The organism is Streptomyces sp. CA-146814 (assembly GCF_050942385.1).
Lineage (GTDB): Bacteria > Actinomycetota > Actinomycetes > Streptomycetales > Streptomycetaceae > Streptomyces.
In genome coordinates this window covers 3,066,069-3,089,542 of sequence record NZ_CP192068.1, presented here as the reverse complement: position 1 = coordinate 3,089,542, position 23,474 = coordinate 3,066,069, and the positions used below count along the sequence as shown (strand labels likewise).

General features: G+C 72.0%; 19 protein-coding genes and 1 tRNA gene. 12 read left to right on the top strand and 8 right to left on the bottom strand.

Annotation, left to right across the window (positions count from 1 at the left end; genetic code table 11):
• The first annotated feature begins 21 nt into the window (after positions 1-21).
• On the top strand, positions 22-1,629 hold the full coding sequence (locus ACQP09_RS13660; RefSeq protein WP_433398953.1) for an alpha/beta hydrolase: 1,608 nt from the start codon (positions 22-24) through the stop codon (positions 1,627-1,629).
• An 18-nt stretch (positions 1,630-1,647) separates the two neighbouring features.
• Here ACQP09_RS13660 and ACQP09_RS13655 read toward each other — a convergent pair whose 3' ends face one another.
• Positions 1,648-3,762 (bottom strand): restriction endonuclease, encoded by a 2,115-nt coding sequence (locus ACQP09_RS13655; protein WP_433398950.1) that lies wholly within the window; start codon positions 3,760-3,762, stop codon positions 1,648-1,650.
• A 244-nt stretch (positions 3,763-4,006) separates the two neighbouring features.
• Here ACQP09_RS13655 and ACQP09_RS13650 point away from each other — a divergent pair, with 244 nt between their 5' ends.
• Complete coding sequence (locus ACQP09_RS13650; protein ID WP_433398947.1) at positions 4,007-4,681, top strand: hypothetical protein; 675 nt, start codon at positions 4,007-4,009, stop codon at positions 4,679-4,681.
• A gap of 229 nt (positions 4,682-4,910) precedes the next feature.
• Here ACQP09_RS13650 and ACQP09_RS13645 read toward each other — a convergent pair.
• Positions 4,911-4,983: transfer RNA gene (locus ACQP09_RS13645), tRNA-Arg, on the bottom strand.
• Between the two features lie 359 nt (positions 4,984-5,342).
• Here ACQP09_RS13645 and ACQP09_RS13640 point away from each other — a divergent pair.
• The gene (locus ACQP09_RS13640) at positions 5,343-7,184 is read left to right on the top strand and encodes an alkyl/aryl-sulfatase (protein ID WP_433398945.1); all 1,842 of its coding nucleotides are present in this window, start codon (positions 5,343-5,345) and stop codon (positions 7,182-7,184) included.
• Here the strand turns inward: ACQP09_RS13640 and ACQP09_RS13635 are convergent.
• The 5 genes from ACQP09_RS13635 to ACQP09_RS13615 all read right to left on the bottom strand — a co-directional run bounded on the left by ACQP09_RS13635 (position 7,174) and on the right by ACQP09_RS13615 (position 11,710).
• Entirely contained in the window at positions 7,174-8,499 is a 1,326-nt protein-coding gene (locus tag ACQP09_RS13635; RefSeq protein WP_433398942.1) for a UDP-glucose dehydrogenase family protein, read from the bottom strand. The two genes, ACQP09_RS13640 and ACQP09_RS13635, sit on opposite strands and share 11 nt — an antisense overlap.
• Before the next feature lie 39 nt (positions 8,500-8,538).
• Positions 8,539-8,769, bottom strand: coding sequence for a hypothetical protein (locus tag ACQP09_RS13630; RefSeq protein ID WP_404069184.1), 231 nt, complete (start codon positions 8,767-8,769; stop codon positions 8,539-8,541).
• Positions 8,770-8,808: 39 nt separating this feature from the next.
• On the bottom strand, positions 8,809-10,929 hold the full coding sequence (locus ACQP09_RS13625; protein ID WP_433398939.1) for a BTAD domain-containing putative transcriptional regulator: 2,121 nt from the start codon (positions 10,927-10,929) through the stop codon (positions 8,809-8,811).
• A gap of 26 nt (positions 10,930-10,955) precedes the next feature.
• Positions 10,956-11,171: a hypothetical protein gene (locus tag ACQP09_RS13620; RefSeq protein ID WP_433398936.1), complete on the bottom strand. Its 216-nt coding sequence runs from the start codon at positions 11,169-11,171 to the stop codon at positions 10,956-10,958.
• Positions 11,172-11,389: 218 nt separating this feature from the next.
• Entirely contained in the window at positions 11,390-11,710 is a 321-nt protein-coding gene (locus ACQP09_RS13615) for a hypothetical protein (RefSeq protein WP_433398933.1), read from the bottom strand.
• A 221-nt stretch (positions 11,711-11,931) separates the two neighbouring features.
• Between ACQP09_RS13615 and ACQP09_RS13610 the strand changes: the two genes are divergently transcribed.
• On the top strand, positions 11,932-12,924 hold the full coding sequence (locus ACQP09_RS13610) for a LuxR C-terminal-related transcriptional regulator (protein WP_433398930.1): 993 nt from the start codon (positions 11,932-11,934) through the stop codon (positions 12,922-12,924).
• Between the two features lie 147 nt (positions 12,925-13,071).
• Here the strand turns inward: ACQP09_RS13610 and ACQP09_RS13605 are convergent, their stop codons facing one another.
• Positions 13,072-14,052: a UDP-glucuronic acid decarboxylase family protein gene (locus ACQP09_RS13605; RefSeq protein ID WP_433398927.1), complete on the bottom strand. Its 981-nt coding sequence runs from the start codon at positions 14,050-14,052 to the stop codon at positions 13,072-13,074.
• A gap of 256 nt (positions 14,053-14,308) precedes the next feature.
• On the opposite strand from ACQP09_RS13605, the gene ACQP09_RS13600 reads away from it, so the two are divergent.
• From ACQP09_RS13600 to ACQP09_RS13565, 8 genes are read left to right on the top strand one after another with little or no spacing between them, the layout of a single operon-like run.
• Positions 14,309-15,064 carry a HalD/BesD family halogenase gene (locus tag ACQP09_RS13600; protein ID WP_433398924.1) on the top strand — a complete coding sequence of 252 codons (756 nt, stop codon included), beginning with the start codon at positions 14,309-14,311 and terminating at the stop codon, positions 15,062-15,064.
• 54 nt (positions 15,065-15,118) lie between these two features.
• A complete protein-coding gene (locus ACQP09_RS13595; protein ID WP_433398921.1) occupies positions 15,119-16,183 on the top strand; it encodes a glycosyltransferase family 2 protein in 1,065 nt (354 codons plus the stop codon).
• Complete coding sequence (locus ACQP09_RS13590) at positions 16,180-17,478, top strand: ATP-grasp domain-containing protein (protein WP_433398918.1); 1,299 nt, start codon at positions 16,180-16,182, stop codon at positions 17,476-17,478. The genes ACQP09_RS13595 and ACQP09_RS13590 overlap by 4 nt, the downstream gene beginning before the upstream one ends.
• Positions 17,475-18,146 carry a hypothetical protein gene (locus ACQP09_RS13585; protein WP_433398915.1) on the top strand — a complete coding sequence of 224 codons (672 nt, stop codon included), beginning with the start codon at positions 17,475-17,477 and terminating at the stop codon, positions 18,144-18,146. Before ACQP09_RS13590 ends, ACQP09_RS13585 begins: the two co-directional genes overlap by 4 nt.
• 33 nt (positions 18,147-18,179) lie before the next feature.
• The gene (locus tag ACQP09_RS13580) at positions 18,180-19,508 is read left to right on the top strand and encodes a phenylacetate--CoA ligase family protein (protein WP_433398912.1); all 1,329 of its coding nucleotides are present in this window, start codon (positions 18,180-18,182) and stop codon (positions 19,506-19,508) included.
• The gene (locus ACQP09_RS13575; protein WP_433398909.1) at positions 19,505-20,926 is read left to right on the top strand and encodes a hypothetical protein; all 1,422 of its coding nucleotides are present in this window, start codon (positions 19,505-19,507) and stop codon (positions 20,924-20,926) included. The genes ACQP09_RS13580 and ACQP09_RS13575 overlap by 4 nt, the downstream gene beginning before the upstream one ends.
• A complete protein-coding gene (locus tag ACQP09_RS13570; protein WP_433398906.1) occupies positions 20,923-22,416 on the top strand; it encodes a cation:proton antiporter in 1,494 nt (497 codons plus the stop codon). Before ACQP09_RS13575 ends, ACQP09_RS13570 begins: the two co-directional genes overlap by 4 nt.
• Positions 22,413-23,453: an NAD-dependent epimerase/dehydratase family protein gene (locus tag ACQP09_RS13565; RefSeq protein ID WP_433398903.1), complete on the top strand. Its 1,041-nt coding sequence runs from the start codon at positions 22,413-22,415 to the stop codon at positions 23,451-23,453. The genes ACQP09_RS13570 and ACQP09_RS13565 overlap by 4 nt, the downstream gene beginning before the upstream one ends.
• Positions 23,454-23,474 lie beyond the last annotated feature (21 nt).

The following is a 23,474-nucleotide window of genomic DNA, read 5'->3' as shown; positions in this document are numbered from 1 at the left end:
GAAACTTCTAGCGTCAGTTGCATGAGATACGCACCGAAGTCCAGGACGATCCACAGCCCGACGGCCCGCAGCGCCGCCGCCGCAGGCCTCGCACTGGCCGTAGGCCTCACCGCGTCTCCGGCCCTGGCGACGCCCACGGCGAGGACGGCGACGACGGCACCCGCGAAGACGGCGGCTCAGTCGCAAGCGGGGCTGGACCGCTACTACGACCAACGCCTGACCTGGGGCACGTGTATGCAGTCCCCGGACGACACGACGGGCCGCGACCTGGACAAGGCGGGCGTGCAGTGTGCGAACGTCACGGTCCCGCTGGACTACGCCGCTCCCCGGGGCCGCACGATCACGGTCGCGATATCCCGGCTCAAGGCCACCGACACCCGCCACCGCATCGGCGCGATCCTCCTCAACAACGGCGGCCCCGGCGGCACGGCGGTGGACTCGCCGCCGGTCATCCGCAAGGCGATGAAGAAGGTCGGCGCCCGCTACGACATCGTCGGCTTCGACCCCCGCTTCGTCGGCCGCAGCACCCCGCTGGACTGCGGCTGGCCCGTCAGCTTCCCCTGGTTCTCGGCCGGGGCCGGCAGGGCGGGCTTCGACCGCCATGTGGCCCTGAGCAAGAGCCTGGCCGCCAAGTGCCGCGCCACCAACGCCTCGGTGCTCCCGCACGTCACCACGCGCAACACCGCCCGCGACATGGACGTGATCCGGGGCGCGCTGGGCGAGCGGAAGATCTCCTACCTGGGCTACTCGTACGGTACGTATCTGGGCACGGTCTACACCCAGCTGTTCCCCGGCCGCTACGACCGGATGGTCCTGGACGGGGCGATCGACCCGCGCGCGTACACCCCGCGGCTGATGAAGGACGCGGTCCGGGAGAACGACGCCGCGCTCTCCGCGTGGGCCACCTGGGCGGCCGGCCACCACACGACGTACACCTTGGGCCGCACCCGTACGGCGGTGCTCGCCACGGTCGACGGAGTCATGGCAGAGGCGGCAAGGGGCCCCCTCACGGTCGGCACCGAGCCGGGCACCTTCCGCCTGGACGACACCCACATACCGACGCTCCTCTTCATGGGGCTGGCCGACGACACCGACGCGTCGCGGGCGTTCCTGGCCGAGCAGGTCTCCATACTCTCCAAGGCGGCGAAGGGCCGGCAGGTGCCGCTCTCGCCGGAGTTCACCGAGCAACTCCGCTTCGCACTGACCGGCGAGGGCTCGGCTTTCGGCAGCGTCCAGACGGCGATCCTCTGCGGCGACGTACCGGCCTCACGGAACCCCGAGCTCTACTGGCGCGACATAGAACGCACCCGCGCCGCCCACTCCTTGTTCGGCCCCCTCACCGAGAACATCGGCCCGTGCGCGTTCTGGGACGCCCCACGCGAGCACCCCACCCGCATACGCCACGACGCCCCGTCCCTGATAGTCGCCGCCACCGGCGACCCCCGCACCACCTACCGAGGCAGCGTCGCCCTCCACGACCAGCTCCCCAGCTCCAAGCTCCTCACCCTCAAGAACGCCAACCGCCACGCGGTGTACGGGGAGTACGGGAACGCGTGCGTCGACACCAAGGTCAACCGGTACCTGGCAACGGGCAAGCTGCCCAGGAAGGACGAGGTCTGCGTGAAGTAGGGCGGGCGGCGGGCCCGCCTACTCCACCTCGATGCCGTAGTCCCGCACCAGCTCCTCCAGCCCGCCCCGGTATCCCCGGCCACCGGTGACGAACTCCCAGTCACCGTTGGCGCGGCGGCGGAAGGAGCCCAGCACGAGGGCGGTCTCGTCCTCGCGGCCGTCGGAGACGGCCAGCTGGTCCAGCGGGGTCCCCTCGCCGTCGAGCAGCCGGATCCCGGCGTCGGCGAACCCGGAGAGATCGGCGTCCGGGTTGGCGACGGGATCGATCGCGGCGATGACGACGAGGCGGTCCGCACGCTCGGGCAGAGCGTCGAAGGAGACCTGGATGGCGGCCTTGTCCGGCGCCAGGGGGACGAGCGCGCGGACCGAGCCGTCGGGCGTCCGGGGGTTGTTGTAGAAGACGAAGTGGTCGTCGTCCAGGACCCGGGTGCCGTGGCAGACGAGCGCGCAGACGTCCAGGGCGACGCTGCCCGACCAGTACATGCCCAGCACGTTGTGGTCGCCGTCATCGGCCGCGCCCGTACTGTCCGGTGAGGCCGCCCGCTGAGCGGGGACCGATGCCTCTCCGCCGCCCTGCCCGGTGTCACGGCCGCTGTCCCCGGACCCGTTGCCCAGGCGTCCTCGCAGACCGTGGCGGTGCAGCAGGTCGACCAGTTCGGAGCCCGCGACCAGCTCCAGGGGCTTGCCGTTGGCGAAGGTGTGGGCGCCGGGGCCGAAGTGGGACGTGGTGACGAGCACGCCCTTGTTGGCCCCGGCGTCCTGGACCGTGCCGTACAGGTCACGGACGGCCGTGGGCGGCACGGTGTTGCGGTAGCGCTTGACCTGAACGACGATCTTGCCGCCGCGGATCGGTGTCGGGTCCAGCGCATCGACGTCCACACCGCCGTCGTTCGAGCGCTGCGTGGTCACCGCCTGCATGCCCATGGCGCGGAACAGGTCGGCGACCAGCCCTTCGAAGGCGATGGGGTCCATCTCGTACAGATCGGGCTCCTCCTCGCCGCCATGGGTGACGACTCCGTTCCCGACGTCTTCGGGCACCCGGCCGGGCCGCACGGGCGCGTACTGGTCGGGACGCGTCGACAACTGGCCCCGGAGCCCCTCGACCAGGCAGGTGACGGCGTTCACCTGCTCCAGGTGCAGGGCGGCGAAGGCCGAGCGCGGGGCCATGACCGTACCGAGGAACATGGGTGCGCGCCGGCCGGTCGTCGGGTCGTGATCGTCCACGAACCCGTTCAGCGCGACCGACTCCAGCGCACCGAACTCGTCGGCCGCGAAGAGATCACGCAGCACCAGCAGAAGGGACTGAGCGAGGACATCCCGGTACAGGGCGCGGCGCTGTGTGACCGGCCGCGGTGAGTCCTTCACCTGATCGGCGTTGATCATGTAGCGCGCCGCCTTGGCCTCCGGGACGACGTCGTACCGGGGCAGCTCCCAGTTCAGCACCAACTGCCGTGCCCCGGCGTCGTACGCCGCCGACACCTGGCGGGGCAGGCCCTCCGGCCATCCGGTCGAGGCGTAGAGGGCGGCGGAGAAGAACTCCACAGCCGCATCGGGATCCCCGTCGCGCAGCCCTGCGGTCATCTCCGCAATGGCCGCATTGTGCCGACGGATTTCGCCCAACTGCCCCTCCGCCCACTGCTCGTACTGCTGCCACTGCTGCTGGCGCTGCGCCTCCGCGGCCTGGGCGGCCCGCCAGTCCCGTTCGAAGGAGGCGCGCGCTTCCGCCTGCGCCTGGGCCCGTCGGCCGGCGGTCCAACCACCCTGCGCCTGGTACTGGTGCTGCTCCGGCATACGGATCGGCTGCGCGAGCTGCCCCGGGTCGAACGCCGCGACCTGCTCCGCCCGTGCCAGGGCGCCCACCCTGAACACCGGGGCCCGGCACCCTTCCGCCAGCAGCCGCTGCAAGACCTCGACCTGGGCGTCGATCTCCTCCGTACGCCGCCGAGCCTCCGCCTCACGCTGCTCCCGGTACGCCCGGCGCTGCTCGCGGTAGCTGGACGCGATCTCCCGCTGCCGGGCGCGCTGCTGCCTGTCCAGCTCCCGCTGATACCCGGCTTGCGCCTCTTGTCGACGTTGCTGTTGGCGCTGCGCCTCGGCCCAGACACCGACCAACCCATTGGAGCGACGGCTCATGCTCTACAGGCCCTCCCCACCAGCGGCCCGGCATACGTGCAGCCAGCCCCTGGCCCCATAACCAGCAGTGATGGAGCGACTCTAGTCGGCAACCAGTCGCAGGCCCATGCTCTTGCCGCACATGCCCGTACGGGGTGACTTCGCGCGGTGCCACGACGCCGTGTTCTCGCGAAAGCGGACCGCCGGCGGATCACCAACTCGTAGGCTACGGAGCCTGCTTGTAGTCACCGGTGGAGGGAATCCGTTGGACCAACTGCGAAGACTCGTCGACGCCAACGCCCAGCGGAACCAGGCCGCGGTGCGCTTCCGCCCCAGCACCTGGCGCCCCTGGCTGGAGCCGCACGGAGCAGGGCACGTCCTCGGCATCGGCAAGGAGGCCACGAACGGACGACACGGAGACCGGGAACTCGACCGGCACGACGTGACGGCGCTGCGGTCACGTGCCGGAGACGACCCCGCCGGGCTCCGCGACCTGTTCGTGGCCGTCATGATCTGGGGCTCGGGCACGACCAACGGCCGCGGCCCCCGCTACACGTCCGCCGCCCTCGCGGACGCGCGCCTTGATGACGTCCTGCGGGACACACGCGCGTCGGTCCGAAGCGGAAACTTCGAGGCGGCCTACACCCGGTTCACCGTCAACGGTGTCGGGCGATCCTTTTTCACCAAGTGGTTCGCGGCCGTGGACGACCGGGGCCCCGACGCCGACCGGGCCCTGATCCTCGACGACCGCGTCTTCCGCTCGCTGAACGCCCTGGGCTGGTCGAGCAGAGAGGCGGCGGGCGTGAGCCATTGGCCGACCAGGTACGCCGTGTACGTGAACACGATGCACACCTGGGCGAGAGAGCTAGGGGTGACGGCCGAGTGGCTGGAGTGGCTCCTCTTCGACCGCCACGGCCGAGTGTCCGCGGAGGCCCCCTGAGGACGCCGCCCGTGGGCCACGACGTGCGGTGCGGGCTGAGGCTGTGCCGCGTACGGTCCTGCGCCTGCTCCCGCTCCTACCCCTGGATGCCCGCGCCTACCGGCCAGGCGACGGACCCGCCGTCGCGGTAGTCGTGTCAGGACCCGCTGCCATCCGTCCAGAGCTGGACCGACTACCGAAAGGGCCGGTTCACGAGGAGCAACCCTCTGAACCGGCCCTTGGCGCGCTGTGCCCCCGGCAGGATTCGAACCTGCGACACCCGCTTTAGGAGAGCGGTGCTCTATCCCCTGAGCTACGAAGGCGAGGGCCTGGAGAAACCCTGGAGAGGATCCGGTGGGTGGATCTTCGACAGGAGCGCCAAGCCCGCTGGTCAGATGTGGTGTGGACCCTGCTGAGCAGCAGTGCTGCCTGACAGGAGCTACGCCGACGGCCGACCAGAGAACAGGGTAGCGGATGGCGATCCACCGGCGGTGCCACGTTTCGCCTCCGGTCGAGGTGGACCCGCTGAGCAGCATGTTCGTTGCGATCCACGAGGTGCTGGGCCGGACCGTTTCGGCGTGGGCCGGTCGCGGGGTCAGGAGTCCGGTATGCGGTGGTTCGCGGGCGGTGGTCAGATGGGGCGACAGGCTGGGACGCGTGTGGGGAACGGAGCTGGAGACAGATGAGCGAGACCTTGCCCTCCTTCGATGACACGGCCGACTTCGACAACGCCGACCGGGGCTTCATCGGCGCCCTCGTCCCCGGCGTGGTGAAGAGCGACGACGGACGGGTGGTCTGGGACAACGACGCCTACGGCTTCCTCGCGGCGGACCGGCCGGACACCGCGCACCCCAGCCTCTGGCGGCAGGCCCGGCTCTGCACGCGTCAAGGTCTGTACGAGGTCACCGAGGGCATCTACCAGGTGCGCGGGCTGGACATCTCCAACATGACGCTCGTCGAGGGCGAGCGCGGGGTGATCGTCATCGACCCGCTGATCTCCGTCGAGACCGCGGCCGCCGCCTTCGCGCTCTACCGGGAGCACCGTGGTGACCGGCCCGTCACCGGAGTGATCTACACGCACTCCCACGGCGACCACTTCGGCGGCGTCCGCGGTGTCCTCCCGCACGGCAGCGAGGAGGGCGTCCCGATCCTCGCCCCCGCGGGCTTTCTGGAGCATGCCGTCAGCGAGAACGTGTACGCGGGCAACGCCATGGCCCGCCGGGCCAGTTACATGTACGGCGTCGGCCTCCCCAAGGCCCCGGACGGTCAGATCGGCGTGGGCCTGGGCGCCGACACCTCCACCGGCACCATCAGCCTCGTCCCGCCGACCGTGGACATCACCCGGACGGGCCAGGAGGAGACGGTCGACGGCGTACGGATCGTCTTCCAGCTCACCCCGGGCACCGAGGCCCCGGCCGAGATGAACTTCCTCTTCCCCGACCACCGCGCCCTGTGCCTGGCCGAGAACGCCACGCACAACATGCACAACGTGCTCACCCTGCGCGGCGCGGTCGTCCGCGACAGCCGGATCTGGGCCCGCTACCTCGACGAGGCCATCGAGTACTTCCACGGGCGGTACGACGTCGGCTTCGCCTCCCACCACTGGCCCACCTGGGGCCACGACGACGTGGTCGGCTTCCTGAGCGAACAGCGCGACCTGTACGCGTATATGCACGACCAGACCCTCCGCCTGCTCAACGAGGGGTGCACGGGCGTCGAGATCGCCGAGCGGATCGAGCTCCCGCCCGCGTTGCGGAAGGCCTGGCACGCCCGTGGCTACTACGGCTCGCTCAGCCACAACACCAAGGCGGTCTACCAGCGTTATCTCGGCTGGTACGACGGCAACCCCGCCCATCTCTGGGCGCTCCCGCCCGAGGAGGAGGCCCGCCGGTACGTGGAGGTCGCCGGCGGTCCCGCCGAGGCGCTTGCCAAGGCCCGCGCCTACGCCGAAGCCGGCGACCTCCGCTTCGCCGCCACCCTCCTCGGCCACCTGGTCTTCGCCGACCCGGAGAGCCAGGAGGCCAAGGAGGCGCTGGCCGGGGTGTACGAGCGGCTCGGGTACGGGGCCGAGAACGCCACCTGGCGCAACGTCTACCTGCGCGGCGCCCAGGAGCTGCGCGAGGGCGTCACGGGGGACATGGTCGACCTGTCCAACCCCGAGATGGTGATGGCCCTCACCGTCCCGATGCTCCTCGACTCGGTCGCCATCGCGATCGACGGGCCGCGCGCCTGGGACGACGACCTGGTCATCGACCTGGTCCTCACCGAAGGACCCGGCCGGGCAGGCACCCGGCACCGGCTCACCCTGCACAACGGCGCCCTCACCCACCGCGAGGCCACGGCCCCGCCCCGTACGCCCGCCGGGCTGACCCTCACGCTCACCAAGGCCCAGCTCCTCGGGCTGCTGGCCGGCCGGAGCACCGACGAACTCGGCATCACCGCCGAAGGCGACCCCGGCCTGTTCGTACGGCTTCTCTCCTACCGTACGCAGCCCGATCCCGGCTTCCCGGTCGTCACTCCCTGACGGAGGCCGGACGCCGTGTCGCCCGGCCCACGCCCATGTGGGTGAAGCCGGCGGCGAGGAGGGCGGCGGGGTCCAGGAGGTTGCGGCCGTCCAGGAGCAGCGGGGTGCGCATCGTGCGGGCGGCGGCTGGCCAGTCGACGTCCGTCAGCTCGGGCCACTCCGTGACCAAAATCGCCGCGTCCGCGTCGGCCAGCGCGGCGAGCGGATCCGGGTGGCGGGTGGTGGCGGACCAGGGGTCCTGCTGGGCGGTGGTGTGCGGGGCCATCGGGTCCCAGCAGGTGACCGTGGCGCCCTCGGCGAGGAGCCGGGCGGCGAGCGTGGTGCTGGGCGCCTCGCGCATGTCGTCCGTGGCGGGTTTGAACGTCATGCCCAGGAGCGCGACGCGGCGGCCCTTGAGGCCGTTCAGCTCGGCCTTGAGGCGCTGGACGGCCCGCCGCGGCTGGAGCTCGTTGACCTGGATGACCGCGTTCAGCAGCTGGAACGGGTAGCCGGAGTTGCTGGCCATGGCCCGCAGCGCGCGGGAGTCCTTCGGGAAGCACGAGCCGCCGTAGCCGAGGCCCGCCTTCAGGAAGTGCGGGCCCAGGCGGTGGTCCAGGCCGACGGCGCGGGAGACGTGGCCGATGTCCGCGCCGGTCGCCTCGCAGACGGTCGCGATCTCGTTGATGAACGTGATCCTCGTGGCCAGCAGGGCGTTGGACGCCAGTTTGACCATCTCGGCCGATGCGACATCCATCCGTTCGACGGGGGAGTCGAGCGCCGAGTAGAGGGCCGCCACCCAGGTGGCCGTCGTGTCGTCCGAGGCGCCGATGACCACGCGGTCCGGGTGCAGGAAGTCGTCGACCGCCCGGCCCTCCGCCGTGAACTCCGGGTTCGAGGCGTATCCGACGTCCGTCAGACCCCGTTCGTCCAGAGCCGCCCGCACGCGTGCGCCCGTACCGACCGGGACCGTGCTCTTCACGACGACCGCGACGAGATGCGCGGCATCCCGTACGGCGTCGATCACCGCCCAGACGCGGGACAGATCCGCGTCACCGGAGGCGGTCGGCGGGGTGTCCACGCAGACGAAGACCACCTCCGCGTCGCTCACCGCCTCCTGGACGTCCAGCGTGAAGGAGAGCCGCTCCTTGTTCCGGGCGATCAGGTCGCCGAGGCCCGGCTCGAAGAACGGTACGTCGCCGGAGTTCAGCAGCCTGATCCGCTCGGGCTGGATGTCCCGGACGACGACCCGGTGACCCAGCTCCGCGAAGCACGCTCCCGTCACCAGGCCGATGTAGCCCGCGCCGAAGACAGCGATCCTGCGGGACGTGCCAGTCATGGTTCTCTTCCGTTCTCTCGGTCCCGCGCCGGGGCGGGGTCAGGCGCGGCGGCCCTGGTTTCTCGGGTGGTTGCGGGCGGTGCGCTCGTTGCCGAACTTGTACGAGCCCGTCCAGCGCGCCATCACCTCCTGCGCGTCGCCCGACTCCACCTCCTCGGTGAACTTCGCGGCCCGTTCGCCGCGCAGCGTGGTGGCCTTCCGGCCGCGGTGCGTGATGAGGACGGTGCCGTCGGTGCGGGCCTCGTAGCTGAAGCCGGAAGGGCGCGGCATGGGGTCTTCCTCTTCTCTCGGGTGCGGTGGGCGACCGGTTCAGGCCGTGTCGTCCGTTCTGGTCCGGTCCCAGGAGGCGCGCACCGGCAGCACGCTCGGCACGGTGCCCTCCTCCGCCGCCAGCATGCCCTGCGCGAAGAGCCGGACCAGCGGATGCAGCCGGTACGCGTGTCCGCCCGGGTGGCGGACCGCCTCGGCCCAGTGCGCCGCGGCCAGATCGGCCAGCAGCTCGTCGGCCTCCTCCGCGCCGAGGCCCAGAGGCGCGGCCGCCGTACCGGGCTCCACCGGATGCGGGCCCAGCGCCGAGTGGAACCGCAGCGTCCGGCGGGCGGCGGGGCTCAGCCTCCCGTACGCCTCCGTCAGGCGGTCGCGCAACGACAGGTCCGCGACCACCAGCTCCGCCAGGGCCCGTCCGGGGTCCGCGAGCCTGGCGGCGTACCGGGACAGCGGCCAGTGCGGGCGCGCCGCGATCTTCGCGCCCGCGATGCGCAGCGCCAGCGGCAGCCCGGCGCACGCGTCGACGACGGCGGCCGCGGCGGCGGGTTCGGAGTCCGTACGGGAGCGGCCCGCCAGCCTGCCGAACAGGGTCCGCGCGTCCGGCGGCGAGAGCGGCGCCAGCACCGTACGGCCCACCCCTTCCAGTGCGTACAGGCCCGAGCGGCTGGTGATCAGCACCGCGCAGCCGTCCGTCACCGGAAGCAGCGGTCGCACCCTGCGCTCGTCGGCCGCGTCGTCCAGCACCAGCAGCAGCCGGCTGTCCGCCGTACGGGTACGCCAGGCGCGGGCGCGGTCGTCCAGGGCCGCGGGGATCCGGTGCTCCGGTACGCCGACCAGCCGCAGCAGTTCGGCCAGCGCGTCGGCCGGGTCCAGCGGGTCGGGGCCGGAGCCGCGCAGGTCCAGGTGGATCTGGCCGTCCGGGTAGGAGCGCTTGACCCGGTGCGCCGCCTGCAGCGCCACGGCCGTCTTCCCGATGCCCGGCATCCCGGTCACCACCTGCACCGCCTGGTCCGGGCGGCGCGGGCGGCGGCTGGTGAGCGCGGTGGACAGGCGGATGACCTCCTGGTCCCGGCCGGTGAAGTCGGCCGGTGCGGGCGGCAGTTCGGCGGGGCGGAGGGTGCCGGTCGCCGCCCAGGGAGGTCCCGGCGGTGGGGGAGCGGGTGGTTCCGGACGCGGTGCCGGAGGTGCGAGCCTCGGCGCCGCCGGTGCCTTGGCCGCGCCCCGTACGGCCCCGCCCGCCGGAGCCGCGACCCGCGCGGACGCGCCCGCCTGAACCGCCGCCCGCGCGGACGCGCTCACGTGAGCCCGTACGGACCCGCCCGGCCCGTTCGCCTGAGCCCGTACGGCTCCGCCCGCCTCGCCTCCCGTACGTCGTGCCGTGCGCGGTAGCAGTGACGGATGACCGGTCAGCAACGCCTGTTGCAGGCGGCGCAGTTCGGCCGACGGCTCCAGGCCCAGCTCGGCGGCGAGCGTGGCCCGGGCGGCACGGTAGGCGGCGAGTGCGTCCGCCTGGCGGCCCGAGCGGTACAGGGCCGTCATCAGCTGGCCGCGCAGCCCCTCCCGGAGCGGGTCGGCGGCGATCAGCGCGATGAGTTCGGGGATGAGCGCGGCGTGCCGGCCGAGCTCCAGGTCGGCGTCGATCCGCCGTTCCAGCGTGGCCAGGCGTTCTTCCTCCAGCCGGTCGCGCTCGGCGTCGGCGAGCGGGTCGCAGACGCCGCCCAGCGCGACGCCCCGCCAGACGGCGAGAGCGCGGCGCAGCTCACCGGCGGCGGTCACCGGGTCCCCGGCCGCCAGGGCCTCGGCGCCGCGCGCGGCCCGCTCCTGGAACTCCAGCAGGTCGATGCGTACGCCCTGCTTCGGCAGCCGGATGAGATAGCCCGGCCGCCGGCGCTCCACCGCGACGCCGGGGCCCAGCAGATGGCGGACGCGGGAGGCGTACGTATGGAGCTGGGCCGGGCAGGTGGCGGGCGGACGGTCGCCCCAGAGCAGCGCGGTCAGCCGGGTGTCGCTGACCACCCGGCCCCGGGCGAGGAGCAGCGCGGCCAGGACCGTGCGGGGCTTCGGCCCGCCGAGTTTGACCGGGTCGCCGCCGCGGTGGGCGTCCACCGGGCCGAGCAGGCTCAGCCGCAGGGTGCCCGTCGAGGTCTCCGGTGTGGTCTCCACTGACGTCTCCGCCGGGGCCACCGCCGTCACGGGCCCCATATGTTGCCGTTCGGCGTGGAGCCGGAGAGTCGGCCGGCCGGGGTGCCCGTCACGCTCAGGGGCGCCGGTGCCGAGGCCGTCGTGTGCGTGCCGCTGGCCGGGGCGGTGGCCGCGTCGGCCACCGCTCCCGCTCCCAGGAGTACGGCGCTCAGTGCCGCCGCCGCGCATACCGACGTGATCGTGGAACGGATGAGAGTCTGCATGGGTCCCCCCTGGACGCATCAGCTGAGCAGGTGATCCGGGTGTTCCGGCCGGATCGGGCCGGCCGGGTTCGAGCGCCTTTCCCCTTTGACCGGCGCTCTGTCCGGTGGGAACACTCTGCTCGGGGCGGACGGCCCTGCCCAGGGATTCCGTTGACAGGGACCTGCAATGGCAGGACGAGGACACGCCGACAGCCCGGCCCGCTCGCGGTTGCCTGGAGTCAGCTTTCCAGCGTCAGCAGGTCCACCAGCAGCGTGAGCGGCATCGCCGAGACCCTTCTCAGCCGCAGGCCGCGGGCCGTGCAGCGGCTCAGCACCGCGTCGGCCGCCCGTTCGGACTCGGTCAGCGTGGGACGGGAGAGGAAGAGCACCGCGTCGTGGCAGAGCGCCGGACCCCGGGAGAGCGCCGCGGCGGGCGGCGCCGGCTGGACGTAGATGTGCGCCACGCCGTCGCCGGGACGGGCCGCCCGCGCCAGCAGGCCCCGTACCTCGGCCGGAGAGAGGCGGGCGGCGGATTCCAGCCGGATGTCTACGAGGTACACGGCCGGCCCGTCCTGTCCGCCCGTGGCAGCTCCTCGCCGGTGGCCGCCCGCGTACACCTGGCCAGGCCGCTGCGGAGAGCGCCCGTACGGGCCCGGTCGAGGCGGTGGATACTGTCCAGATCAGGCCATGGCGTATATTCTTCGCCCGCATCCGCGTCTGTGACCACGTACGCGGAAGCGATGTGCGGTGCGACCCACCGCCACTCTGGGGGAGGGGAACCATGCTCGGTCGATTGGGGATCGGCCCGGATGAGGAAGCGGTCTACCGCGCCATGCTCCAGGACGGTCCGGGGGCCGTCGCCGGTCTCGCGGAGGCGCTGGGATGGCCCGAGGAGCGTGCGGCCTCGGCGCTGGACCGGCTGGCCGCGCTCTCGCTCGTACGGCCTTCGGCGGACGGCGGGCCCGGCCGTCCCGTCGATCCGGAGGTGGGCCTGGCCACGCTGCTCGCCGGCCAGGAGAGCGAACTCCTGGAGAAGGAACGGCAGATCAGGGCCAGCAGGATCGCGATGGCCGGGCTGCTCGCCGACATCCGCGCCACCGGGCAGGGCGTCGCCGAGGTGCGGAAGCTGCGGACCATGGAGCAGATCCAGTCGAAGATCGAGCACCTGGCCACGACCTGTACCGGCGAGATAGCGGCGTTCGTCCCCGGCGGCGGCCAGAGCGAGCAGCACCTGGAGGCCGCCCGTCCGCTGGACACCGCCACCAGCGGCCGAGGGGTCCGGCTCCGGTACATCTTCCTCGACAGCTGCCGCAACTCCACCGCGACCAGGGAGTACGTGGCCTGGCTCGGCGAGCGCGGCGGGCTGGTGCGGACCGTGCCCCGGCTGCCGCTGCGCATGCTCATCTACGACCGTTGCCGGGCGATCGTGCCGATGGACGCGGCGGCGGCGGACCGGGGTGCGCTGGTGCTGGAGGGCACCGGGGCGCTGACCGGTCTGCTCGCCCTCTTCGAGCAGACCTGGCAGCAGGCGAAGCCGCTCGGCGAGAGCACGGCCGAGGTCGCGGCCGGCCACGGCAGCCCGCTGACCTCGCCGGAGCGGGCCGTGCTCGACCTGCTCACGGAAGGGTTCACCGATGAGGCCATCGCCCGCCAACTCGGCGTGTCCGTACGGACCGTACGGCGTGTCACCGCCGATCTGATGCAGCGGCTGGGAGCGCGCAGCCGCTTCGAGGCGGGCGTGCTCGCCGCCGGCAAGGGCTGGGTGAACGGGTGACCGTGCCCGGCTCGTGCCCGCCGGCCCCCGACGAGCCCCGCTGCCGCCCGCCGGCCCCCGACGCGCCCCGCCCCCGCCCGCCGACACCCGACGTCCCACGTTCGTCCCCGATCCGGTTGCTCCAGGGCTGCAGCGTGGCAGCGCGTTCTACATTTCCTCTGCACCGGCGAGCTGCAGACCCTCCACACCGGCCTCCCGCCTGCCGCGGAACCAGTCGATCGTGGCGGTGAGTCCGCGTTCCGTCGTGAACCGGGCGCTCCAGCCGAGCCCTTCGCGCGCCTTCGTCGTGTCGGGCCGGCGGATCGACGGGTCGTCCGTGGGGCGCTCCACGTGCGCGATGGCGGAGGCGGAGCCGGTGAGCTCACGGATCCACTCGGCGAGCCGGAGGACCGAAATCTCCTCCTGGTTCCCGAGGTTGACCGGCCCCGCCAGCTCCGACTCCGTCATCCGGACGATGCCGTCGACCAGGTCGGGGACGTAGCAGAGCGAGCGCGTCTGCGAACCGTCACCGGCCACGGTGAGCGGCTGCCCGGCGAGCGCCTGGCGGATGAAGGTGGGCACGGCGCGGCCGTCGTGGGCGCGCATCCTCGGCCCGTACGTGTTGAAGATGCGGACGATGCCGGTGTCGACGCCGTACGTACGGCGGTACGCCATCGTGATCGCCTCGGCGTACCGCTTGGCCTCGTCGTACACCGAACGCGGCCCGACCGGGTTGACGTTGCCCCAGTAGCTCTCCGGCTGCGGATGGACCAGCGGGTCGCCGTACGTCTCCGAGGTGGAGGCCAGGACGAACCGCGCGCCCTTCTCCCGGGCCAGGTCCAGCAGGTGCCGGGTGCCCTCCGAGCCCACCCGCAGCGTTTCCAGGGGCAGTTCGAGGTAGTCGACCGGGGACGCGGGCGAGGCGAGGTTGAGTACGGCGTCGACCGGGCCGTCCACCGCCGGTATCCCCGCCGTCACATCGGCCTCCACCAGCCGGAACGCGTCGCCCACCAGATGGGCCACGTTCTCCGGGGAGCCCGTGACGAAATTGTCGACGCACAGGACGCGCCAGCCGTCCGCGAGCAGCCTTTCGCACAGATGCGAGCCGAGAAATCCCGCTCCGCCGGCCACCACCGCTGTTCTCGCCATCTTTTTCTCTCCCGTTCATCGGAATCATCGCACGGAACATCCTTGGGGATTTGACCGCAACGGGTCGGCTCCTGCAAGCGTGGGTATTTCACCGGAGCCCGGCCCATGAGTTCCTCATGTGCGATGTGAGATCTTCACGTCCGGCGGGCGGATGGCTTCCTCATGCGTAATCGGTGAGCCCGGCACTACCGGACCGGGCGGGAATTCCTGAGACTCAAGGGGTCAACAGCGGTTCCTATCCGAGGGGAAGTTCACCGTGTCGCAGAACAGCATCACCACCGAGAACATCGAAGAGCTGATCGCGAAGAACATCGCGGAGCGGTTCGCCGACGACCACGAGGTGCTCGGGCTCTCGCAGCACTTCCGCCGCGAGGGGTACGTCAAGCTCCCCGGCCTCGTCTCGCCGGAGGTCTTCGACGCGGTCGCCCAGGAGACCCACGAGCTGATCGACACCCACCAGAAGCGCATCGACATCCGCCTCAAGGAGACCGGCGACTCGCCGCGCTACATGTCCACGGTCGGCCAGAAGGCCATCGCCACGGACGGCTCGCTGATCCCGGCCGTCTACGAGTCCGCCGCGCTCAAGGACTTCCTCTCCCGGCTGGCCAAGGAGGAGGTCATGGGCTGCCCGTGGGACGAGGAGAAGTACATCATCACCCGCCAGCACCAGAAGGGTGACACCCACGGCTGGCACTGGGGCGACTTCAGCTTCACCGTCATCTGGCTGATCGAGGCCCCGTCGCTGGAGTACGGCGGCATGCTCCAGTGCATCCCGCACACCGACTGGAACAAGGACGACCCGCGCGTCCAGGAGTACCTGCAGAAGCACCCGATCCGCAGCTACGGCCACGCCAAGGGCGAGCTGTACCTGCTGCGTTCGGACACCACGCTGCACCGCACGGTCCCGCTCAACGCGGACAGGACCCGCATCATCCTCAACACCTGCTGGGCCAGCCGCGCGGACCAGCAGAAGGCGGCCACGCACGAGACGATGAACGCGATGTTCGACTGATCTGGACGGACCTTTATCCGGGCGCGAGCAGAAGGACGACGGACGATGGCCAGGATGCCTGCCACGCTTTCCATCACCGCGATGGTGCCCTGTTTCAACGAGGAGGAATGCATAGAGCAGGCATACCTGCGTATCAAGGAGGAGGTGTATCCGTACGGGGACGCCGAAATTCTTTTCGTCGACGACGGCAGTACGGATACGACCCTCTCCATCATCAAGCGGCTCGCCGCCGGTGACCCGCGCGTCAGCTACATATCCTTCGCCCGCAATTTCGGGCTCGAATCGGCCTTTACCGCCGGATTCTCGTACGCGTCGAAGGAATGGACCGTCCAGCTCGACGCCGATCTGCAGTCACCGCCCGCCGAAATCCACAAACTCACCCGGCGGGCCGTCGAAGGGGAGTACGACGCGGTGTTCGCGGTCCGTACCGGCCGGCAGGACCCCTGGTACCGCCGGCTCGGCACGGTCGGCCACCAGGCCATCGCCACCCGGATCCTCGGCATCGAACTGCCGGTCCACGCCTCGGTGTTCCGGGTGGTGCGCACCTCGGTGGCCCGCAAGGTCGCCGCCTGCAAGGTCAGCACCCCGTACTTCCTGGCGACCCTCCCGCTGATCGGCGCGCGGTACACCACGGTGGAGACGGCCCACTCACCGCGCGCGGCCGGGGTGGCCAAATGGTCGCTGGCGAAGCTGTTCCGGCACGCCGCCGACCTCTTCGTCGGCTTCTCCTACCGGCCGCTCGCCCTGATCTACCTCGCCGCGCTCGGCGCGGCGGCGGCCGCCGTGGCGCTGACGGCGGCCGGCAGCGGGCTCCAGCCGCTGGCGCTGGCCTCCGTCCTGCTGCACACGGCGGGGCTCGGCGCGCTGGCCCTGCTGGCCCGCTACCTGGTGCGCGTCATGCGCGGCAGCGCCGGACTGCCCCGCTACCAGATCCGCGAGGCCAACGTGCCCGTACGGCCGCAGGACTACCTCTACGCCGACCCGCACGCCGGCCCCGAAACCGGTCCGGTGGTCGCCGACTTGCACGCCGGATCACCCACCGACCCGCACCCCCATCCAGAGAAGACCACCGGCCGGGCGGCGCCCGCGTCGCTGCTCCAGACAGGGAACCTGCCATGACCAAGCCTCACATCCTCGTGCTGGGCGGCGGCGAGGACCAGCTGCCCGCCTACCACGCGGCGCGCCGACTCGGGTACGGAGTCGTCGGCGTCGACCAGCGTCCGCACGCGCTCGGCGCCTCCGCCGCCGACCTGTTCCTCTGCATGACCACCCGGGCCCCGGAGCGGATCGCCGCCATGGTCGGCCACCTCGACATCGCCGCGGTCATCTCCCCGGCGAGCGACGCCGCCCAGGAGTCGGTGGCCGAGCTGAGCCGGCTGCTGGACACCCCGTACCGGCCGGCGCCGGACGCGGTGCGCGCCTCGGTCGACAAGGGGTACTTCCACGAGGTGCTGGAGCGGCTCGGGCTGCCGACGTACGCCTACGTCCAGTCCGCCGACCCGGTGGAGCTGCGCCTCGCCGCCGCCGCACTGCCCATGCCGGTGATCGTGAAGCCGAGCGACTCCTCCGGCAGCAAGGGCGTCCAGGTCGTCGCCGACCAGGCCGCACTGCCGGCGGCCGTCGCCGAAGCCCGTACGTACTCCTTCTCCGGCGAGGTGATCGTCGAGGAGATGCTGCTCGGCCGGCACCTCTCCGCCGAGGCGTTCCTCCGCGACGCCAAGCTGGCGACCATCGCGGTCACCGAGCGCTCCACCACCGGCGCGCCCCACATGATCACGACCGGGCACATGGTCCCGGCCGAACTGGCGCCGGTCACCGAGATCGCCCTGCGCTCCATGGTCATGGACATCTGCGGCGCGCTCGGCCACACGGACGGACCGGTCAACTTCGACTTCGTGGTCGACCGCACCGAGGAGATCCGCTTCATCGAGATGGGCGCCCGGCTCGGCGGCAACGGCATGCCGCTCCTCGTCCGGCACGCGTACGGCATCGACACCTACGAGGCCGCGCTCCGCCTCGCGCTCGGCCTCCCCTTCGACCTCCAGGCCCGCCACGACAAGAAGACGGCCCTGCAGATCCTCTCCACCGACACCGACGGCACCCTGCGCACCATCGAGGGCGCCGACGCGGTCCGCGCGCTGCCGCAGACCGCCGAGCTGCGTATCTTCCCGACCCCCGGCTCCCGGGTCCGGCGCTACACCCAGGCCGGACACAAGCTCGGCTACCTCCTGCTGGTCGCCGACACCTACGCCGAGCTCCGCGAGGCGCAGGCCAGGGCCAGGTCCCTCCTCCGCTTCGGCGTCGAACCCGACGCACCCGGCAAGGCCGCCCCCGTGCCCGCCACCGCCCCCGAACCCGCCGTGGCATCCGCCACCGCCCCCATCCGCACCGACCTGCTTACGGAGAAGCGTTGACCACGCTCCGGCGCCATGCGCCCTTCCTCATCCTGGCCTCGCTCGCCCTCGTCTTCGCGGCCATCGTCTGGTTCGTGATGCCGCACGACCGCGAGGTCAAGAGCCTCGGCGTCATGCTCTTCAAGCTGGTGCCGTTCGTCCTCGCCACCGAGGCGCTCGCCCAACTCGACCCGGAGTGGGCGCAGAAGCTCCGGCTGCACCTCTTCGCGCCGCTCTGCTTCATGCTCTACTTCCTCTACTTCGTGCCGAAGATCTTCTTCCACGCGGAGAACCATCCCGAGCTGTACTACTACGTCCTGACGCTCACGCCGTTCCTGATCCTGACCTTCCTCTTCTGCTTCCGGATCGGCGGCGGCGCCGCGCACCTGGTGCGCCGGCTCGGCTACGCGATGCTCCTGATCATGCTCTCGGGCCTGGAGGACCTCGCGTACCTCACGATCAACGACCACACCGACCCGCAGTGGCAGACCATCCCCGAGGTGTGGACCTGGGCCTCGCACATGACGGTCCGGCTCGGCCACCCGGCCAGCAAGCACGAGGCGTTCGCCATGATCATCACGCATGTCGTGGTCGCGCTCTTCGTGCTGTTCGCCCCGACCCGCTGGTTCAGCGCCCTCGGCCGCGTCGTCCCGCGCCGCCGCTCGGCCGTGTCCGGCACGGCCGCCTGACGGGCCTGACGGAATCAAGGGGAGTTGGACGCGATGTTCCTCCGAGAGGCCTGGTACGTGCCCGTCACGTACGCCCGGCAGTACGGGTCCCGGCGCGCGCTGCGCCGGCGCCAGCTCGCCCAGCTGAACCGGATGCTGGCGCACGCCCGCGCCCGGGTCCCGTACTACCGCGCGCACCCCGCCTACCGCACCGGCCCGCTCCGCTCGCTCGCCGAGGTGGCGCGGCTGCCGGTCATCGACAAGGAGGTCCTGCGGGGCCGGCCCGTGGCGGAGCTCCTCGCGGACGGGGCCGACCCCGGCGCCCTGCCCACCTTCCGCACCAGCGGGTCCACCGGGCGGCGGGTCACCGTCGTCCACGACCACCGCAGCCACGACTACCACCTCGCCTCCTGCGTACGCCGGTTCCTGGCCACCGGCCGCTACCGGCCCACCGACCGGCTCTCGCACATCCGGCCGTTCGCACCGCCCGCGCGCGGCTACCAGAAGGCCGGGCTGTTCCGCCGCCATGTGCTGCTCACCGACCGGCCGATGGACGAGATCACGGCCGAGCTGCTCGCCGCCCGGCCGCAGGTCATCATCGGCTACCCGGTCCATCTGCGGTCTCTGCTAAGGGCGTTGGGCCCGGCCGAACTCGCCTCCCTGCGCTCCACGTTGAAGCTGGTGATGACGGAGTCCGAGCTGCTCGTGCCGGAGCACCGGGCGCTGCTGGAGCGGGAGTTCGGGGTTCCGGTGCATGACGAGTACTCGGCGTTCGAGGTGCTCAACATCGCGTACGAGTGCCGCCACCAGCGGGCCCACCTCGCGGAGGACCGGCTGCTCGTGGAGATCCTCGGGCCGGACGGGCGGCCGGTGCCCGACGGAGGTGAAGGGCGGGTGGTGGTGACCGCGTTCATGGAGCGCGCGATGCCGCTGATCCGCTACGACCTGGGCGACGTGGGCCGGATCGACGCCGGACCGTGCCCGTGCGGCCGGCGCTTCAGGACCCTGCGGCTGACGGCGGGCCGCGTCAACGACGCCGTATCCCTGCCGAACGGCCGCCAGTTGTACCCGGACACGTTCCTGCACCTGGCCGCGACCTTTCCCGGTATCGCGGAGTGCGGTGTGGTGCAGGACCGGGCGGGAGCGGTACGGCTGAACGTCGTCCCGGACGGAGAGCTGTCCCCGGCCGCGTGGGACGAGCTGACCGCCGGGGTGCGGGAGCGGCTGCTCGCCGTGGCGGGCTGCGGCTTCCCGCTGGAGGTCGTGCGGGCGGAGAGCGTCGAGATCACGGCGGGCGGCAAGGGCCGGTTCGTCACGTCGGACGCGGTGGCGCCGGGCGCTCCGGAGGCGGCCGTCGATCCGGCCCGCACCGCACCGGCATGACCGGGACGTCCGGCGGGCCGAGCCGGGTCCCCGCACCGGACCGGGCCCCCACCGCCACCCCCGCCCGCCCCGACCGCCGCCCCACCGCACGGTCGTTGGCCTCCCTGCTCGCCGGGCGCACCGCTTTCCGGCTGGCGCTGCTCGGCGCCAACGCGGTCCTGCTGGCGAGCTGGGGCGAGGCGGGGTACGAGCCGTACGCCGCCGCCATGGGCACCGCCCAGGTGCTCACCACCCTCACCACGCTCGGCATCGAGAAGTCCGCGCTGAAACTCGTCCCCAGAGCCCTGCGCACCGGGCCCCAGCTCATCACCGTCCTCCTGGCCTCCGCGCTGCTGCTCGCCGGAGCGGCCGTGCTCTGGCTGGCCGGCACGGCGCTCTTCGTACGGTCCGGAGGTTCCGGAGGTTCCGGCGGCTCCACGGTGGCGCTGGGCCTGCTCGCCGGTCTCTACGCCGCGCTCCTCGGGCTGAACACCGTCCTGGTCGGCCTCTGCCGGGCCCTGGACCGCAACCGCGCCGACGTCCTGAACTTCGCGGTGCTGTCGCTGGTCATCGCCACCGGCGCCGGCGGAGCGAGCCTGCTCGGCTGGGGCCCGGCGGCCTTCACCGGCTGGATCCTCGGCGGCACCGCGCTGCTCAACCTGGCCCAGCTGCCCGCCCTGTACCGGGCCACCGGCCGACCGGTGCGCGGCGGGGTCGTACGGCCCGTGATGACCACCTCCGCGCTGATGGCCTGCGGCGACATCGCGGCCTCCGGCACGGTGAGCGTGCTGTTCGTGCTGCTCGGCGCCTCCCGGCACCACGAGCAGACCGGCCACCTGTATCTGATGATCCTCGCCTCGTCCGTGCTGCTGAACGGCTTCGGCTATCTGCTGCGGCTCTTCCAGCCGCACGTGTCCCTCACCCTCCGCTCGGTGGATCCCGCCTCGCTGGACCGCCGCGTGGTCCGGCGGCTGCTGCCGGTCGCGGCCGTGGGAGCGGTGTGGAGCGCCGGGAGCCTGTGGCTGGCGTGGTCGGCGCAGCAGTCCGGTCTCGTCGCGCCACCGGTCGCCGTCCTGCTGCTGTACGTGCTCGGCGTGCCGCTCGTCTTCACCGTCGGCAGCCTCAACTACCTGCTGGAGAACGCCACTCCGTACACCTTGCGGGCCACCGCGGTGAGCGCGCTGGGCGGTCTGCTCTGCGCCGTCCTGTCCGGCCTGGTCCTCGTGCCGGCGCTGGGCGCGCTGGGTGCGGTCACCGCGCTCACGGCGGGCGAGGTGGCCCACGCCGTGCTCGCCCGCCTCCTGCTCCGGAGCCGTACCTTCCGCAGCCCGCCTCTCCGCAGCAGCCCGCCTCTCCGCGGCCGCGCCCCGAAGACCCGTACGACGACCCCACCCATCACGCGGCCCACCGTGCCGACCGACCTTGGAGCACCACGATGACCCAGCCTCCGTCGCGCCCCGCGGGACCGCCCGCCTGGCGTGGCATCGTCTACCCGCTGCTGATCTCCGCCGCCGCCGTCGGCGTGCTCGTCGCCGCGCTCGCGTTCGGCCTCGGCGCGCCGGAACCCGGTGGTACGGGAGGTGCCGGAGGCGGGCCGCCCGCCGAGGGCCCGCATGTCGCCGAGACCGTGCTCCGGGTCGTCCTCGCCCTCGCCGCGGTGGCCGCCGCCGCCACGGCGGGCGGTCTGCTGGCCCGTAAGCTCGGCCAGCCGCCGGTCATCGGCGAGATCGCCACCGGCCTGCTGCTCGGCCCGTCGTTCCTGGCCGGGATCCTCCCCGGCTCCACCGAGCTGTTCTATCCGGAAGCGGCCAAGCCGCTGCTCGGCGTGCTGGCGCAGGTCGGGCTGATCCTCTTCATGTTCGCCATCGGCTCCGAGTTCGACGCCTCCCAGGTGCGGCGCAGCGGACGGGTGGTCGGCGCGGTCAGCCAAGGCAGCATGATCATCCCGTTCGTGCTGGGCGTGCTCTCCGCGGCGCTGGTCTACCGGGAGTTCGCCGGCGGCGGCATCGGCTTCGTCCCGTTCGCGATCTTCCTCGGTACGGCGATGAGCATCACCGCCTTCCCGGTCCTCGCCCGGATCGTCCAGGAGTCGGGCCTGGCCCGCCATCCGCTCGGCACCATGGCCATGACCTGCGCCGCCGCCTGCGATGTGATCGCCTGGTGCGCCCTGGCCACGGCCATGGCGGTCGCGACGGCCGGCAGCGTCTGGGGCGCGGGCGGGACCGTGCTGCTCGCGGCCGCGTTCGCCGCCGTCGTCCTGATCGCCGGCCGCCCGCTGGTGCGCGCCGCCGGCCGCTGGGCGGACCGTACGCAGGTGTCGTCGGCCGTCCGGCTGCTCGCGCTGCTGGTGCTCGCCTTCTCGCTGGCCTGGGTCACCGATCTGATGGGCGTCCACTCGATCTTCGGCGCCTTCCTGGCCGGGATGCTGGTTCCGCACCGCCCGGGCACCGCGCTCACCGCCGTACAGACACGGCTCGACTCCGTGAACCGCCGGCTGTTGCTGCCGCTGTTCTTCGTCTCCGTCGGCATGACCGTGGACCTCACCCAGGTGACCGGCCACGCGGGCCTGCTGCTGGCCGGGACCGTCGCGGTCGTCACCGCCGTGGTCGGCAAGCTCGCCGGGACCGCCGTCACCGCCCGTACGGCCGGACTGCCCTGGCGGATGTCGCTCGGGCTCGGCGTGCTGCTGAACGCGCGGGGCGTCACCGAGATCGTCGTGCTCCGCGCCGGACTGGACGCCGGGCTCATCAACCAGAACGCGTTCACCGTGCTCGTCGTGATGGCGGTGCTGACCACGGTCATGACCGGCCCGGCGCTGCGCCTGCTGAAACTCTCGCACCCGCCCGCCGCCGATTCCGTACCGACGCCCGGCGGGACAGCCTCCCCCTCCGACACCCCCGCCAAGCACAAGGAAATGGAACTGGCATGAACCTCGCCCCTCCCGCCCCCGTCTCCCTCGTCACCGGAGGCGCCGGCTTCATCGGATCGCACGTGGCCCGCGAACTGCTCGCCGCCGGCCACCGCGTCATCGTCCTGGACGACCTCAGCGGCGGCGAGCGCGCCAACGTCCCCGAGGCCGCCGAGTTCCGGCACGGCAGCGTCTGCGACCCGGAGGTGGTCGACGCCGTCTTCGCCGCCCACCGCGTCGACTACGTCTTCCACCTCGCCGCGTACGCCGCCGAAGGGCTCAGCCACTTCATCAAGCGGTTCAACTACATGAACAACGTGGTCGGCAGCGTCAACCTCATCAACGCCGCCGTCAACGCGGGTACGGTCAAGTGCTTCGTCTTCACCTCGTCCATCGCGGTCTACGGCGCCAACCAACTCCCCATGAGCGAGGACCTGGTGCCCGCGCCGGAGGACCCGTACGGCATCGCGAAGTTCTCCGTCGAACAGGAACTCCGCGTCACCCACGAGATGTTCGGCATGCCGTACATCGTCTTCCGGCCGCACAACGTCTACGGCGAGTACCAGAACATCGGCGACCGCTACCGCAACGTCATCGGCATCTTCATGAACCAGGCCCTGCGCGGCGAGGCGTTCACGGTCTTCGGCGACGGCGAACAGACCCGCGCCTTCAGCTACATCAAGGACGTGGCGCCCTCCATCGCCCGGTCCGTGGAGATCCCGGAGGCGTACAACGAGGTCTTCAACATCGGCGGCGACCACGTCTACAGCGTCAACCGCATCGCCTCCGCCGTCTGCGACGCGATGGGCGTGGAGCTGCGCGTCAACCACCTGCCCGAGCGCAATGAGGTACGGGACGCCTACGCCACCCACGAGAAGGCCCGCAAGGTCCTGTCCACCGGCGACCGGCACGTCGGCCTGGAGGAGGGAATCGGCCGGATGGCCGCCTGGGTCAAGGAGGTCGGCCCGCAGGAGCCGTCGGTCTTCTCCGGCATCGAGGTGGTGCGCAACCTCCCGCCGTCCTGGCGGGCCGCGCTGGAGGAGCGCCGGGCGATCTGAGCGGACGCGGAGGTACGGGGG

Excerpts from the sequence above, each read along its gene's own strand:
- ACQP09_RS13660 (WP_433398953.1), top strand. The coding sequence starts at position 22 with ATGAGATACGCACCGAAGTCCAGGACGATCCACAGCCCGACGGCCCGC.
- ACQP09_RS13655 (WP_433398950.1), bottom strand. The coding sequence starts at position 3,762 with ATGAGCCGTCGCTCCAATGGGTTGGTCGGTGTCTGGGCCGAGGCGCAG.
- ACQP09_RS13640 (WP_433398945.1), top strand. The coding sequence starts at position 5,343 with ATGAGCGAGACCTTGCCCTCCTTCGATGACACGGCCGACTTCGACAAC.
- ACQP09_RS13635 (WP_433398942.1), bottom strand. The coding sequence starts at position 8,499 with ATGACTGGCACGTCCCGCAGGATCGCTGTCTTCGGCGCGGGCTACATC.
- ACQP09_RS13630 (WP_404069184.1), bottom strand. The coding sequence starts at position 8,769 with ATGCCGCGCCCTTCCGGCTTCAGCTACGAGGCCCGCACCGACGGCACC.
- ACQP09_RS13620 (WP_433398936.1), bottom strand. The coding sequence starts at position 11,171 with ATGCAGACTCTCATCCGTTCCACGATCACGTCGGTATGCGCGGCGGCG.
- ACQP09_RS13610 (WP_433398930.1), top strand. The coding sequence starts at position 11,932 with ATGCTCGGTCGATTGGGGATCGGCCCGGATGAGGAAGCGGTCTACCGC.
- ACQP09_RS13605 (WP_433398927.1), bottom strand. The coding sequence starts at position 14,052 with ATGGCGAGAACAGCGGTGGTGGCCGGCGGAGCGGGATTTCTCGGCTCG.
- ACQP09_RS13595 (WP_433398921.1), top strand. The coding sequence starts at position 15,119 with ATGCCTGCCACGCTTTCCATCACCGCGATGGTGCCCTGTTTCAACGAG.
- ACQP09_RS13590 (WP_433398918.1), top strand. The coding sequence starts at position 16,180 with ATGACCAAGCCTCACATCCTCGTGCTGGGCGGCGGCGAGGACCAGCTG.
- ACQP09_RS13580 (WP_433398912.1), top strand. The coding sequence starts at position 18,180 with ATGTTCCTCCGAGAGGCCTGGTACGTGCCCGTCACGTACGCCCGGCAG.
- ACQP09_RS13575 (WP_433398909.1), top strand. The coding sequence starts at position 19,505 with ATGACCGGGACGTCCGGCGGGCCGAGCCGGGTCCCCGCACCGGACCGG.
- ACQP09_RS13570 (WP_433398906.1), top strand. The coding sequence starts at position 20,923 with ATGACCCAGCCTCCGTCGCGCCCCGCGGGACCGCCCGCCTGGCGTGGC.
- ACQP09_RS13565 (WP_433398903.1), top strand. The coding sequence starts at position 22,413 with ATGAACCTCGCCCCTCCCGCCCCCGTCTCCCTCGTCACCGGAGGCGCC.